The sequence below is a fragment of the Muricoccus harenae genome (assembly GCF_009848505.1).
GTDB classification, from domain to species: Bacteria; Pseudomonadota; Alphaproteobacteria; order Acetobacterales; family Acetobacteraceae; genus Roseomonas; species Roseomonas harenae.
Map to the genome: position 1 here is coordinate 1 of NZ_WWDL01000059.1, position 14,632 is coordinate 14,632.

General features: G+C 67.4%; 11 protein-coding genes and 1 pseudogene. 1 reads left to right on the plus strand and 11 read right to left on the minus strand.

The genetic code is table 11. From position 1 onward, the window contains the following. From GSE44_RS24140 to GSE44_RS24185, 10 genes and pseudogenes are all read right to left on the minus strand, one after another. Positions 1-355: pseudogene (locus GSE44_RS24140) on the minus strand (transposase); the annotation flags it as partial. 630 nt (positions 356-985) lie between these two features. Further along, a complete protein-coding gene (locus GSE44_RS24145) occupies positions 986-1,618 on the minus strand; it encodes a homoserine O-acetyltransferase family protein (RefSeq protein ID WP_159351388.1) in 633 nt (210 codons plus the stop codon). Beyond that, positions 1,606-2,940: a MalT transcriptional regulator family protein gene (locus tag GSE44_RS24150; RefSeq protein WP_159351389.1), complete on the minus strand. Its 1,335-nt coding sequence runs from the start codon at positions 2,938-2,940 to the stop codon at positions 1,606-1,608. The genes GSE44_RS24145 and GSE44_RS24150 overlap by 13 nt, the downstream gene beginning before the upstream one ends. 299 nt (positions 2,941-3,239) lie before the next feature. Next, positions 3,240-4,220, minus strand: coding sequence for a Bug family tripartite tricarboxylate transporter substrate binding protein (locus GSE44_RS24155; protein ID WP_159351390.1), 981 nt, complete (start codon positions 4,218-4,220; stop codon positions 3,240-3,242). Positions 4,221-4,245: 25 nt separating this feature from the next. Further along, entirely contained in the window at positions 4,246-4,917 is a 672-nt protein-coding gene (locus tag GSE44_RS24160; protein ID WP_159351391.1) for a GntR family transcriptional regulator, read from the minus strand. Next, positions 4,910-5,977 (minus strand): isocitrate/isopropylmalate dehydrogenase family protein, encoded by a 1,068-nt coding sequence (locus tag GSE44_RS24165; RefSeq protein ID WP_159351392.1) that lies wholly within the window; start codon positions 5,975-5,977, stop codon positions 4,910-4,912. The genes GSE44_RS24160 and GSE44_RS24165 overlap by 8 nt, the downstream gene beginning before the upstream one ends. Positions 5,978-6,055: 78 nt before the next feature. Next, the gene (locus GSE44_RS24170) at positions 6,056-7,036 is read right to left on the minus strand and encodes a Bug family tripartite tricarboxylate transporter substrate binding protein (protein ID WP_159351393.1); all 981 of its coding nucleotides are present in this window, start codon (positions 7,034-7,036) and stop codon (positions 6,056-6,058) included. Between the two features lie 56 nt (positions 7,037-7,092). Beyond that, positions 7,093-8,079, minus strand: coding sequence for a Bug family tripartite tricarboxylate transporter substrate binding protein (locus GSE44_RS24175; protein ID WP_159351394.1), 987 nt, complete (start codon positions 8,077-8,079; stop codon positions 7,093-7,095). After that, positions 8,076-8,603 carry a GAF domain-containing protein gene (locus tag GSE44_RS24180; RefSeq protein ID WP_201306231.1) on the minus strand — a complete coding sequence of 176 codons (528 nt, stop codon included), beginning with the start codon at positions 8,601-8,603 and terminating at the stop codon, positions 8,076-8,078. The genes GSE44_RS24175 and GSE44_RS24180 overlap by 4 nt, the downstream gene beginning before the upstream one ends. Continuing rightward, entirely contained in the window at positions 8,603-9,748 is a 1,146-nt protein-coding gene (locus GSE44_RS24185) for a M24 family metallopeptidase (protein ID WP_235925117.1), read from the minus strand. The genes GSE44_RS24180 and GSE44_RS24185 overlap by 1 nt, the downstream gene beginning before the upstream one ends. Before the next feature lie 137 nt (positions 9,749-9,885). Here GSE44_RS24185 and GSE44_RS24190 point away from each other — a divergent pair, with 137 nt between their 5' ends. After that, the gene (locus GSE44_RS24190) at positions 9,886-10,557 is read left to right on the plus strand and encodes a TetR/AcrR family transcriptional regulator (RefSeq protein WP_159351396.1); all 672 of its coding nucleotides are present in this window, start codon (positions 9,886-9,888) and stop codon (positions 10,555-10,557) included. 2,747 nt (positions 10,558-13,304) lie between these two features. Here GSE44_RS24190 and GSE44_RS24195 read toward each other — a convergent pair. Then, a complete protein-coding gene (locus tag GSE44_RS24195; RefSeq protein ID WP_159351397.1) occupies positions 13,305-14,288 on the minus strand; it encodes a Bug family tripartite tricarboxylate transporter substrate binding protein in 984 nt (327 codons plus the stop codon). Positions 14,289-14,632 lie beyond the last annotated feature (344 nt).

Here is a 14,632-nt window from a genome sequence, read left to right on the forward strand (position 1 = left end):
GCGCTTGACCCCGCACTTGCTGCGATCCGTGGGGTTGGGCCCGGTTTTTTCCCCCACCCAGCGGCGCCTTGCCCATGGCGCCGTCGAGTGCGAGCCAACTCCAGTCGATGCCCTGCAGCCCGTCATAGGCCAGCAGGCCCTTGCGCCAGAACGCCTCGAACACCCCGGCCTCTGTCCATTCCTGAAAGCGCCGGTGCGCCGAGGAGGACGAGCAGAGCTTCGTCTCCCGGAGCGCATTCCACTGACATCCCGTGCGCAGCACAAAGAAGATGGCGTCCATTGCCGCCCGGTCCGGCACCCGCGGGTTGTGGCAGCCCAGCGGGTGCTTGGGCCGCGGCGGAAGCAGCGGCTCCATCTCAGCCCAGAGCGCATCCGGCAAGCGCCAGCCATCATCCTGAACGCGCCGCTTCGTCGTCGTCCGAACAGATCTCCTCGTCATGGACGATGAGCTAGGAAGCCCCAGATCCAGCGTCTAGTGGGATAAGCTTTTAGGCGGCCATTCCTCGTTAGAGAAGCCAAAGGGCAGAACACCGGTTCGTGCTTCCGCCGATATCCGCGCTACGCCACGGTCCCATGGGTGTTGCGATCGCTAAACGCTTGCATATTGTGACCGGAGACGTGCACTGCCGCCGGCAAAGGGTCACGTTGGGGACACCGCGCAGGAAGCCCTTCTGCTCGACGTCCTTCTGCGAGATGCGTGAAGCAGATGAGGTGACCGAGAGCAGAATAACCGCTTTCGGGTGATGGACCCGTATTGGCCACCATTCGGTTGCGACGGCTCCGGCTGCCGGCATTCGACGACAAGACAATTGTCAAACAGCCTTCATCCGGATCGACAGTTAATCCCTCCGGGCAGGCCCACCGCTCACATCGAGCACTTGCGGACACACAAAGTGGCCACCCAAGGCATCTGTTCTGCTCGATCCAGCTAACCTGATGCCGTCACCCCGAACTGTGGCCTCGAAACGGTGGTCTGCCAACCTGCTCACCGCCCGTTTAAGGATGCCAGGAATGTCCGGATGGGGGTGTCGAGTTGCTCTTGATCCTCACGGAAGGCCAAGTGGCCGAATGCCGTGTCCAACTCGAAGTAGGAGGCCTGCACTCCGGCGCCGGCAAGGTCCCGCAGGATGTCCGGCGCTAGACTGCATGGAAAGACGGCGTCTGTCCGTGCCAAGGCGAAGAGGGGTCTTGCCCGGATCTTCCCCAGACAGTGAGTGACGTCAAAGTGGGAGGCTGCCAGACCGAGCGTGACGAAGCTGTTCGCGTCGAAGCCAGCCCCGGCCTCCGCCATCCGCCGCAGCGCCGCCTCACATGCCACCGGATCCGGGAACCGCGCCGCCAGCACCGCCTCCGCCCCGTAGAGGCGGAGCGTATCAGCCCAGATCGCCCGCATCGTGTCGGCGATGCCGCCCGCTTCGGCATAGCGTCCGCCGCGCCAGTTCGGGTCCTCCCAGAAACGCGCGATCGTCTCCGCCACCTGCTGCAGTGCCGGCGCCGGCGTCCGCGGCGCCGAAACCACCGGCACCAACCCGCGCATGAAATCCGGAAAGGTCACGCCCCACTGAAAGGCCAGGATGCCGCCGTAGGAGGCGCCCATCACAGCTGTCAGTTGCCGCACGCCCAGCTGTTCCAGCAGGCGCTTTGGAAACTGGCCCGCACATAGGGGTGCAGCGATTGCAACTCAGGCAGCAGGTTCCCGGCGCGCTCGGCGGCGAGGGCGGTGCGGTCCTCGAACAGCGCCTGCATCATGCGGCGATGGCGCAGGAGGCGGCCCAGACGTGCCGCTTCCTGCCTCTCGCCCGGCCCACCGCGCGCCATCTGCCGGATGCGGGGTTCGAGAAGGGCGAGCAACTCGTCAACCAAGCGGAGCTGCCAGCGGTTGCACAAGACCCAGCAAATGGAGAGGACCAGATCCGGGAAGGCCAGCAGCCGTCTTGCCCCCGCCGGCGTCACCAGGTCGGTGATTTCGTGCGAACTGGCCGAGACATCGCGGCAGACCTGCTCCAGAAGCCGGTATGCGCGGCGCGCGTCGCCCGACAGGAAGGCGTGCTGCCCTGCCTCCAGATCCAGCCCCTGTGCGTGGAACCAGGCAGCCGCCCTGCGCGTCAGCCGGTTGGCCAGCGCAGGCTCCTCATCCTTCAGGAGCCTGCGAAGGTATTCTAGGAAGAGCGGGTGCAGCCGGTACCAAAGGCGCTTCTGATCGAGTGGCTGGAGGAAGAGCCCTTCGCGTACCATGTCTTCCAACTTGGCTTGGCTGCCCTCCTCCTCCAGGAGGGCGTCGCAGAGCCGCGCGCAGATCCGTCCCGGAACCGCGATGCGAAGGAGGAAGGCCCGCATTTCCCGGGGCAACCCGGCTAACATCTCTTCTCCGAAATACTCGAAGAGGGCGCGGTGCTCGCCATGCAGTGACAAGCCCGCACCGTTCCGCGACGCCCGTGCATGGAGGGCCACGGCCAGCGGCCAGCCTTGGCTCCGCGCCTGCAGTTCCGTCAGCGTGTAGGCGGGTGCGGCGTGGCCGGAGAGGGCCCGGTGGAGCTGCGTGACCTCGTCATGATCCAGTCGCAGTTCGTCCGCACCGATCTCAAGCAGCTGCCCCATCGCACGCAGTCGCGCGAGGCGGAGCGGGGCCCGGCTTCGGACTGCCAGAACCATGGGGAAGGGCGGCGGGGCGTCCACCAGTGCCGAGGTCAGCACCGCCTTGGCTCCCGCTTGGAGGCCGTCGATGAGCAGGACGGTCTGCTGCGGTTGCCGCTCCGTCGCACCGCGCAGCGTCGACGTATCGGGCCGGGCTAGTAAGGAAACCGGCAGGCCCGAAGCCTCTAGCTCCCGCTGCCAGAGAGCCAGGAGGGCGGATTTGCCGTAGCCGGCCGGTGCCTGGATCACGGTCAGCGGGCAGGCGAGCCCCTCGCGAAGCCGCTCTGAGAGACGCGGTCGCGGCACGAGCGTGTTCACAGTCCATGCGGAAGCGGTACAGGACGGCTGATCCACCAGATCCATGAGCCCATCCCTGCAGCGGGTTGGTTCGCGCGGAGAGCAAGGCCATCAGTTCATCGCATCAGTGCCGCGTCGGCAACAGTCCGATTCAGCTTCGGGCGCTCATCTTCCCCTGCTGCGCGAGATTGGGTCCAGAGCCGTACGGACCTGTTCGCCTGCCGAGCCGCGCAGCAGAGGACCTCCGTCATCGCACTATGCGCCCGTGGAGGTGCGGCAACCATCCTCGGTGGATCACGCCACTCCCCTCAACCCTCCAACCGGATCTCGGCCTCGCGCACCACGCGGCCCCATTTCTCCAGGTCAGCCCGGACGATCGCCTCGAACTGTGCAGGCCGCATCGGGCTGGGTGGCGCGCCGAGGCTGGTGAGGCGCTCCGCAATCTCCGGCTCCCGCAGCACCGCGCCGATCTCGTCCGCTAGACGCTCCACAATTGGCTCCGGCGTGCCGCGGCGGACGAAGACGCCCTGCCAGTCAAGCGCCTCGAAATCGGCCAGGGTCTCGGCGACCGCGGGCACGTCCGGTAGCGCGGCCAGCCGGCCTGTCCCGGTATGCGCGATGGCGCGCACCGCGCCGGAGCGCGCATGGATCGTGGTGCCGCTGGCGCTGCCGAATACGAAGGGGATCTGCCCCGCGATCACGTCCTGCACCGCCGGGCCTCCACCGCGATAGGGGACGTGGTTCACGGTGATCCCTGCCGCGCGCGCGAAGAGCACCAGCGCCAGGTGCTGGTTCGAGCCGGGGCCCGAGGACGCCCAGTCCAGGCCCCGTGGGCTGGCTTTCGCCATGGCAATCACCTCAGCCACCGTCCGGACTGGGACGGAGGGGCTGGCCAGCAGCAGGTTCGGGAAGGTCACGGCCTGCGTCACCGGCTGAAAATCGCGCAGCACGTCGAAGGTCAGGCCGCGCAGCAGGGACGGGTTCACCGTGATCGCCGCAGCATCGTGCATCAACGTGTAGCCGTCGGGGTCGCTACGGGCGACGGCAGCCTCCCCGATCGAGCCCGTCGCGCCGCCGCGATTCTCGATGACGATCGACTGCCCTAGTCGGGCGGACACGCGTGGGTAGATCAGGCGCGCCACCGTATCGGACCCGCCCCCGGGAGGGTAGGGGACGACCACACGGATGGGGCGGTTCGGCCAGCCCTCCTGCGCCAGGGCGGGGCGGGCCAGCAGCACACCCGCGGCCAGCGCCGTGCGTCGCGTAATCTTCGACTCCTTGTTCTTCATTTTTCCTTCCCTCCCTCCCGTTCGTTCAGAGCACCCGGATGTTCAGCCTCTCCAGGATTTCGGTGAGCTCCCGCGCGCTGCGCAGGCGCTGCCTTAGGTGGATATCGCGCGCCGCGGCTGCGTCGCCCGCGAGGATGGCTGCAATGAGCGCCTGGTGGGCGCGCGTCGAAGCCTCCGGCAGCGGGCGCAGGCGCAGCGTTACCCCGCGCGCCCGGCGCGTCTGCTCTAGCAGTCCCCGCGCGATCTCCAGCAGCCGCTCGTTCCCCGCGGAGGAGAGGATTACGTCGTGGAATCTTTCGTCCACCGCAGACCAGGCGTCGAGATCGCGGGTTTCCAGCGTGCGCTCCAGCGCGGCTGAGACCTCCGCCAGCGCTGTGCGTTCCGCCTCGTCGGGTCCGCGCGTGGTAAGGAGCTCGATCGCCGCGATTTCCAGCCCCGCCAGCACCTCATAGGCCTCGCGCATCGCGCGGGGATGAACGGGCAGCACGCGGAAGCCCTGGCGCGGCACCAGCTCGATCAACCGCTCCTCCTCCAGCCGTATCAGGGCATCGCGCAGCGGCGTGCGGCTCATCCCCAGATCCGCCGTGACCTCCGCGATCGAGACGGACCGGCCGGGGGCATAGGCGTTGGAAAGGATCCGCTCGCGCAGCGCCGCATAGGCCGTCCGCGCGGCAGGGAGGGCGGCGCCGTCAGGCATCGTCCGCAACGAAGCGGCAGATCGCCTCGGCGAAGGCGCCCGTCCCTGCAGTGCCGCCGAGGTCGCGGGTTCGCGTCTCCGCGGAGGCCATCGCGCGGTCCAGCGCCCGCTCCACCGCGTGTCCCGCAGCGGCGAAGGCATTGCTGCCTCGTGTCGTGCCGAGATGCTGCAGCAGCATCGCGGCGGAGAGGATGATCCCCGACGGATTGGCAATCCCACGCCCCGCGATGTCCGGTGCCGAGCCGTGTCCTGCATTGGCGGCGGCGTGATGCTCCCCGACATTCAGCGCGGAGGCCATGCCCAACCCGCCCGCCAGCGCGTTTACGAGGTTCGAGAGGATGTCGCCGAACATGTTTGTCGTCAGGATCACGTCGAACATCTCGGGACGCGAGTAGATGTCCGCCGCCATGGCATCGATGTCGATCTCGCGCAACGTGATGCCGGGGTGCTGCTCCGCAACGGCGCGCACCTCCCGCATGAACAAGCCGTCCGTCACCTGGAGGACGTGCCGCTTGCCAACCATCGTCACGTGCTTGCGCCGCCCCGCCGCGACGCGGAACGCAACCTCTGCGATTCGCCGCGACGCCTTCGCCGTGATCAGGCGCATGGAGAGCGCGACGTCCTCCGTCGGCATGAACTCGCCGAGGCCGTGGAAGAGGGAGCGGTCGGCGTAGAAGCCCTCCGTGTTCTCCCGCACGATCACGCAATCCAGCCCTGGGATCGCCTTCGGCACGCCAGGACGCGACCGCGCCGGGCGGATGTTGGCGTAGAGTTCGAGGCGCTTGCGAATCGTCCCGGGGATGTTCACCCCGCCCTCCGACAGCGGCGGGTATTCTGTCATGCCACCCGGCCCGAGCAGGATCCCGTCAGCCGCGCGCGCCGCCTCGAACGCCTCGGCCGGCAGGGTGGTTCCCAGCCTCCGATGGGCGGCCATGCCGACCTCGTGGATGTCGAAACTGAGGCCCAGGGCATACCGCGCGTCGGCCGCGCGCAGCACCCGCAACGCGGCCTCCGTGATTTCGGGCCCGATGTCGTCACCGGGTAGGACAGCCAGGCGCAAAATCCCCTCCGCATACGGTTGTGTATACCGTAGCTGATGCGGGCGCGCCGTCAAGGAAAGGTGCTGCTGGGCCTCAGCTCAATCCACGGACGCGCCGGAGGCGCGAATGACCGGCGTCCAGATGGCGAGTTCGTCGCGGACGTATTGCTGCGCGTCTCCCAGGAAGAGCCGCCCCGGGGCTGTGGCTGTTTCCTTGTAGCCGCGGAGGAGGTCGGGTGAGGCGAGGGAGTCCCGCGCCGCGCCGGCGATCTTCTCGACGATTGGGCGGGGCGTGCGCGCTGGGACGGCGAGGCCCGACCAGCCATCCACCACAAGATCGGGATAGCCGAGTTCCTTGAAAGTCGGGATTTCAGGGAAATCCGGCACGCGCTCGGGCCAGGAATGAGCAAGGGGACGGAGGGTGCCAGAGCGGATATTTGCACTGGCGGCTGTCAGGCTGTCGACCATCAGGGGAAGGGTGCCCGACATCACGTCGGTCGCGACCTGCGCCGCGCCGCGATACGGGGCATGCTGCATGGAGATGCCGGCGGCCTGGCAGAAGCGTACAGCCGTAAGATGCGGCATGGAGCCAATGCCGGAGGTGCCATAGGTGAGCCCGTCCGGCTTCCGCGTCGCCTCCGCCACCAGGTCCGCAACACTGCGGATCGGCAGGTCGGGACGGACGAGCCAGAGATAGGGCGTGCTCATCAGCATGGCGATATGCGTGAAGTCGGTGTCCGGATCCCGGGTTACACGCGGGCCGTAGAGCACATTTCCAACCACCATGGCGCTGATGACAGAGAGCACGAGCGTGTAGCCATCGGGTGCCGCACGTGCGACCTGGCCCGTGCCGAGGGTCGCTCCCGCGCCCGGGCGGTTCTCCACGATCATGGACTGGCCGATGCGGCGGGACATCTCGGCCGCGACGATGCGCGCGATGATGTCCGTGGTGCCCCCAGGGGCAAAAGGTACGACGAAGCGGATCGGGCCCGCCTGGGGCCAGGGTGGCGTCTGGGCGAGAGCGGGCATCGCAAGGCTGCCAAGCGTCGCATGGCCGAAGCCGCGTCGTGTGAGGCTCATTTCTGGCTCCAGCTTCGGGTGATATGGACTGCTCGGCAGCAGCGCAGCGGGCAGTGCTATTCCACGCGCAGGTTGCGTCGGCGGATGAAGGCGCCCCAGTCGGCGCTGTCCTTCGCCACGCTGTCTCGCACGAATTGCGCGCTACCTCGCATCGGCTCCAGGTACTGGTCTCGCAGTGCCTTGGCGACGCTGGGATCCTCCAGTGCCGCCCGGACGGCGGCGTTGATCCGCTCCACCACGGGTTCAGGCATCCCGGCGGGGCCAACCAGCGCATACCAGCCCGGCATCACCAGCCCTTCCAGCCCCAGTTCCTTCAGCGTGGGCACTTGCGGCAGCGCCGTCACCCGGTCGCGGGTGAGCATCGCGAGCGCGGCCAGATTGCCGGACTGGACCTGCGGCAGGGCGGTGACGAGCGGAATCACCATGCAATCAGTCTCCCCTGTCATGACGCTGGTGAGCGAGGGGCCGGAGCCGTTGAACGGCACATGCGTCATGCGGATGCCGGCGGTGTCGGTCAGCATTTCCATGGAAAGATGCGTGGAATTGCCGATGCCGACGCTGGCATAGGTCAGCCGGTCCGGCTCCGCCTTTGCGCGCTCCACGAGTTGGGCGACGGTGGTAAGCCCGCTCTTCGGCCCGGCCACGAGGATGAGGGCAGTGTCTACGATGGGGGCGATGTAGGTGAAGTCCCGCGTCGCGTCGTAGGGGAGCTTCGAGTAGAGGTTTGGGTTAAAGCTGAAGAGCGACACGCCGCCGAGCAGAACTGCGCTGCCGTCGGGCCGCGCCTGCTTCAAGGCGTTGACAGCGAGCACGCCATTGGCGCCCGGGCGGTTGTCCACCACCACTGTCTGGCCAAGTACCCGTCCCATCGTCTCGGCCATGAGGCGAGCGATCACATCAGTGCCGCCACCCGGGGGCTGCGGTACGAAGAGGCGAAGCGTGGAGGATGGCGCGCCCTGCGCCCGGGCCGGGTGCGCGAGGTGAGCGGTGAAGGCCGCGGCCAGCAGGGCGCCGGCGCCGCGGCGTGTGGTGCTGGGGTTCATAGAGCGGTCTCCGTCCAGTAGCGGGTGATGTGTAGGAAAGCGGGCAGCGCCAGTGCTGCGAAGTTGACGAGGAGCGGCGCCTGCGCCTCGTGGTAGCGGCCCGCCTCGTCCAGCAGGTTCAGCCCGCCCAGAGTCTCGCCATTCCAGCGCACCGACACATTCACGGAGCTTTCGCAGCCGACGGAGAGGATCAGCGGGTGGTCGGGGTAGGCGCGGATGATGGCGGCGCGGTTATGCAGGAAGCGCGGCCGGCCGGCCAGCACAACGGTTTCATGGTATTCGCCGATGGGTTCGATCGGCTTATGGCCGCCGGCCGGGTAGGCCTCGGGCTGGTTGGTGTAGTAGCGCTGCTTCTGCCCCGCCGCGTGGTTCAGCACGAGTACGGTGAAAAGCTTGTGCCCGATTGTCGCGGCCAGCGCACGGTCCAGCGCCAGGAGCGCGGCATGGGGTTGATCCGGCTGCGCTATGGCGGCGGCAACGGCGGCGAGATGCGGGGCCGGATCGGTCATCGAAATGACCGGCATCAGACGATCGTCTGCGAGGCGAGGCTCTTTGGTGCCCTGGTCAGCACCTCGGGCCGCATGCCGACCACCACCGTATCATCGTGCCGGAAGCCGCCAAGGCCCCATTGATACAAACCAGGTTCGGCGGAATAGACCTCGTTCTCCAGGAGGGGGCGGTTGTTGAAGGCTGTGTCTTCTGGAAACTCATGGCCCATCGTGCCCATGCCATGGCCAGTGCGGTGCAGGATCAGGTCGGCGCAGCCCGCGCGTTCGATCACCTCCTGCGCCGCCGCGTCGATGTCCGACACGGGGCGGCCGGCCACGGCGGCCTCGCAAGCGGCTTCATTGGCAGCGCGGGCGGTTTCGAACAGGAAGGCTTGGCGCTCCGTGGGGCGGCCGCAGAACCAGGTGCGCTCATTCTCCACCACCAGCCCGTTCACGCGCGGGATGACAATGTTGACGAGCCCGTGCCCCTTCTCGATCCGGGCGCCGGAGGAGCGGCCATCGCCGTGCGGCGCGCAACTTGCGGGCCCGGAGAGCGTCCAGCAGCGCATGATCTCAAGGTTCTCGCCCGGGAAACGGCGAGCGGATTCCTCTGCCAGCAAGGCGGCCATGGACATGTCCATTTCCTGCACCAGCCGCCCGGGCCGGATAGCCTCGCGATAGCGCTCCTGCACCCAGTCCGACAGGGCCGCAATTTCGCGCATCAGAGCGATCTCCTCCGCATGCTTCACCCAGCGGAGGGATCGGCAGGCGGCGGTGAGAACTTCGAGCTTCATCTGCGGCAGCAGGGCAGCGGCGCGGGAGAGCGGGCCACTGCCCGCATCCACGCCGATGCGCGACCGGGCCAGGCCGGCGCGGGTCAGGCGGTCCGCGACCATCTCCGGCCATTGCGGCAGCAGCGGTGCGCGGCGCGTCAGGCGGGGATGCTCGGCATAGGTCTCCGTATCCGTCACCCAGAGCTTCCCGGCCTCGATCCCGAAGCGCCAGTGATGGGTGGAGAGCTCATTCAGGATGGCGAAGGGGGCGCCATTGCGCGGCACGACACAGAGGATGGGCCGTTCCCAGGTCTGCACATCCGTGCCGAAATTCGTGGCGAACTGGAAGAAGTCGGCACTGGTGAAGGCCAACGCATCCAGCCCGTGGAGGTCCATGAGGGCGCGCATCAGGCCCCAACGATGTCCACGGACGGCTTCGCCCAAAGACGCCATGTGTTCAACCTTCCGCTTCTTGGAAAAGACAGACTGGCCTGTTTGTTTTTCCTGCGTCAAGCTCTGCGGATCAGCACTGCGGAGAGGTGGGGATGGACGAGGACACCCGGCCGGCCGCTCGGGCGGGGCGGCCAGGACGCCAGGCGCAGCGCTCGGCTGAGATGCGCCAGCGCCTATGCCAGGCAACGCTCGATGTGCTGTGTGAGGTGGGGTACGAGCGCCTCTCCACGCCAATGATCGCGAAGCGGGCCGGCGTGTCTCGCGGAGCGCAGACACATCATTTCTCCAGCAAGGCAGATCTGCTGGTGGGAGCCTTCCAACACCTGCTGGGAAATTGGGAGCAGGCGCGCATCGCCGCCTTCGGAACCACTGACCCGCCGCGCGTTCCGCTCGAGACCTATTTGCGCTTCGCCTGGCGGGAGATCTTCGGCCAGCCCAGCTATGTGGCGGCGTTGGAACTCATGATGGCTGCGCGGGCCGATACGCGCCTGGGCGAACGCCTGCGGGAAGCGCTGGACAACTGGGCGCTGCGCCGCGGGGCCGTGTGGCGCGAGGTGCTGCGCTTTTCCGGGCTACGGGAGGACGACGCCTTTCAGCACATCAACCTATGCCTGTTGCGCGGTATGGCGGTGCATCGTGGCTTCAATCATGACGAATCGGACAGCGAGGCGGTGCTGGAGCAGTGGATCGCCATGGTCCGGCATCTGGCGGTTGTGCCGGTGGCCGTGGCCGGTCCGGAGCTGATGCACAACGAAGCGCCGTAACACGGCGGCGAGCCGAGCGCGTTCGATGTCGCAGCTGCTTGCCCGCAGTGGAGTGGACGGATTGATCGTATCCGACCAGGACGAACGGGCCAGGCGATGCTCGCGCGTACAACCCCGTAATCCGCTGTCCGAGAGGCGATCCATATGAGTGGCCCTGATCGCGAGGACCTTGCCCTCTTCGAGGCGACAGAGTTCATAGCGACGTCGGGAATGCTGCCCGATTAGCCACGCGGGCAAGGCGCTGGTTCACACTGCTTGGCAGCACAACAGCACAGCGGCATAGAATGCGGCCAATAGGCTGTCTGGGGCCGTCCAACAGGCGCGGGATGGCGCCACGCCTTGCGGAAACGAGGAACTGGCCGAACTCTTCGCACGCCTGTACCACCCGATGAGGGAGTTGGGCTGACACACCGATGCAGACGTGCCTTTGGACACGACGGCGCGGCTCGGCGGCGATCAGCCGCTTGCCCTCCCGCCTAGCACAGGTTTTGTCAAAGCGCGGTGATTCGGCCGTGATGGCCCTGCAGGCTACAGGGCCGATTCGGAGCGGTTGCTGAGACCGTGGGGCTGGCTGGACTGCAGACTCGTTGGAACAGGCGGTTTGTCCGTTTCTCAATGTCATGAGGCAGGCCGTCGCCGGAACGGACTACACTACGGCAGCGATAGAGACGCTGCTCCCACCTTGGTGTCGTTCCCGAGACAGCACGCCCCCGCAAGCGCCTTCGAAGGCGGCCATCGACCCAAAGCCCCAACCGAAATGCAGCCAATCGCCGCGGCCGCGTAGGCCCTAACCCGTGTCCACTGAAAAGGGGCAGGGTCAACCTGAAGCTGGAGTTGCCAGAGCTACCTTCGCGGACAGGATCGGCTGTCCCAGACCCGCTCAAGCGGCGTCCGCCTAGCGATGCGCGCCGCGCCGATGTTGAGTGGTCGCTCGGATGACCCTGGCTCTCTCCGCGCTTCCCCGGTCGCCATTACCGGCCCGGTGTCGGACTGCCCTTGGAGCGGCCCTGGGGGCGGAAGGTGTGGCGGTACGTTCCGTCCTTCTCGGTGGCGCAGGCAGAGGCAACGGTAGGGAAGCCTCAGCTGCGGCCACGGCCTCCGGCGGCATTTCAGGAAGGATTGCTGCCGGCGCTAAGGGCTTGGACGATGCGGAAAGAGCGGCCGTTTCATCGTCCGAGGCCTGTTCTTTCCCCCGGACAACCATCGCCTCGGCAGCCCCCGCCGGCCATGCCTGCTGGACAACTTCCCGGGCAGGCGCCGCGCCCGCCGATGGTGAGGAGGGCGGGATGTGGGGCCTGTCGTAGGGACTGCTCTCCCAGCCGACGGCAACGACGACCGCAACCAACGCGACCGCCGCGAGGGTGGCCACGCTCTCGGCCGCCCCACGGGGCCAGGCACGCTCAGAATCGTCTTGCTCGCCTCGCTCCTCCCATCCGACCAGTTCCTTGGTCTCATCCTCCTCAGCATGAGGACTCTGTGCGCTGGACGGCGGAGCCGGGTGGACGAGGCGAAGAGGTACAATCCGGGCCGGACCACTTCCCGCAGGTCGGCGTGGAGGCCTCCCGCCCAGTCCGGCGGACGCTCCCTCCCGATTGTCAGTCCAGACCCCATCCGCCGGCACCACGATGTGCCCCATCGTCTCGACCCAGGCATCACCGCCCGCCAGGCTCAACGGAGGTAGACCGGCGAACTCCTCGATAAGGATTTCCGTGAGCGACGGCAATTCGGACTCGTCGACACTTCCGTGCAGGATCGGCAGGTGGCCGGGGAAGATCGCGTCGAACCGCGCCTCCGTCAGGCGCCGACGCAGGACGTCCTCCGCATCCCCGTTGAGCTTCCCCATCTCGATAAGCGCCACACCGAGCCGCGGGTGCAGCAGTACGTAGTCGACGCGTACCGTCTGCCCCGGCAGCCCGCCTATGTCGCAGCTTCGCCCACTGACCCAGCCATCCGGAAGCCGCTCCAGTTCCGGCACGCTCCCCGGGATCACGTCATGCATGGACGCGCTGGGCGCGTATGCCAGTTGAGTTCCCACTATAGATTTCCCCGGTATCCCCCTGCATATGTTAGGGTTTTCCCGATTCTGCCGCTACGGATTACTGTCCGCATCACTCCAAAGTGCGGGCCACCTCCTCGCGAGGCCGGGATACCCCCTACCACGGGACAGCCCGAACCTGACTCCGCGTGCTAGGGCGGCACCGTCGCGTATCGGGGGAACGCGACCGTTGCGGCAGCCTGAACAGCGACAGCATGCTCACAGAACTGGCAGCGGACGCATGAACCGCTCTCGCCTCTACCCAAGGGGCTGCGCCACTCCTGCCGCCGTCGGCTTGGCCATCGCCGGCCGGGCCCGGGAGGCGCCCCGCCTACAACTCGCCCGCTTTGTTGAGTACTTCACCCGGCGCGCACCCGCATATGTGAGCGGCAAGTTGATCGCGGGCGTCGAGGCCAACGACGAGGAGAGGCCATTCCGGCCCAGGGGGGAGCATCGCCGTGCTGATACATGTTGCCCCCATTGCGGCTCACCTGCCCCACGTCGCGCGGGCGACCCGGTGACGGGCTGCGCTGCATGTTCATCAGCGCCGCCCTCGACCGCGCCATGGTTAGCTGGCCCGGTCGAACGGCGTCGTCCTCGCCGGAGAATGCAGTGGCTCTCCAAGGCCAAACTGCCTGCCTCCACGATCTTGGAGCAGGGCGGGAATCCTCCGCTCCACCGGCAGGCCGGCGTTAGACGAGGCGGGCTGGCATCAGGGCTCCAGGCGTACTCCTGTGCGCGCGACGACGTCGCGGAACTTCACGAGTTCGGCGCGGAGGAAGGTTTCGGCATCAGCGGGCTCGTTCGGCCGCGTCCAGGGCGCGACGCCGGCGACCAGCAGCCGCTCGCGCAGCCCAGGCTCGGCCAAGCTCGCGCGGATAGCGCGATTGAGCTGCGTGGTGATCTCGGGCGGAATCCCGCGCGGACCGATGATGACGAACCAGTTCTCAAGGTCGAAACCGGGCAGGACGGACTCGTTCAGCGTGGGAATATCGGGGAAGGAGGGAAAACGCTCGAGGCCTGTCACTGCCAGGCCCCGCACGCGCCCGTCCTTCACCTGGCCGGCAGCGGAGGCCAGGACGGCGACGCCCCACTGGGTCTCGCCACGCGCAATGCTCTCCACCATGAGCCCGCCGGACCGGTAGGGCACATGCGGAAGGCGGCCACCGACGCCGATGACGGAGGCGAACATCTCTGCCGAGAGGTGTGGCATGGAGGCGACGCCGGAGGAGGCGAAAGGCATGGTCTCCGGCGAAGCTTCCTTGAGCCGTGCGATCGCCTCGGCAGGTGTGCGCGCAGGAAAGGCGGGTGGCGCGACAACAATCATCGGGCCGGTGCCGACGATCGCGATGTGCGTGAAATCCGCGACAGCGTCATAGCGTGTTCCACCCTGTACCGCATTGGGTGCGAGCGCGTGGGAGGAGGCCTCCACCAGCATCAGCGTGTAGCCGTCCGGCGTCTGGCGGCGCAGCCAATCGCTGGCAATGATGCCGGCCGCGCCGGGCCGATTCTCCACCACGACCCGTCCGTTGCCAAGCGCGGGACCTAGCCGGTCCGCCACCAGACGCGCCGTGACGTCGGTGGAGCCACCCGGGGCGAAGCCGGTCGCCAGGGTGATGGTGCGGTCGGGATAGGCCAGGGCGGGTGCTACGAGGCAAGCGGCAAGGGCACACCCCAGCATGCTGCGACGAATCATCGTGACGACCTCCTCCTTATTCGTTGCGGCGATGGTTGCGTCCCAATGAGCCGGACGCAAGCGGAAGATCTCCGTTCCGGAGGCCGAACCTCGCGGCAAGCTCCCTCTTCTAGGGTCTGTGACTGGACTGCCTGACAAGCCCTTTCGGCGCTGATCTGGTCTGCGGACGCGCCAGCTTGGACGTTCTCAGGGGTTTCAGGGTGGCACGGTCATGACTAGGACGAGCCTGGACGACGCCCAATGGGTGGCGCTGATGCTGGTGGTGCAGCGGATCCCACTCGCGTGGAAGCATGACGAAGGAGCGCTGCGCCGCTTTGTGGAAGCCGCGCTCTGGATCGGCCGGA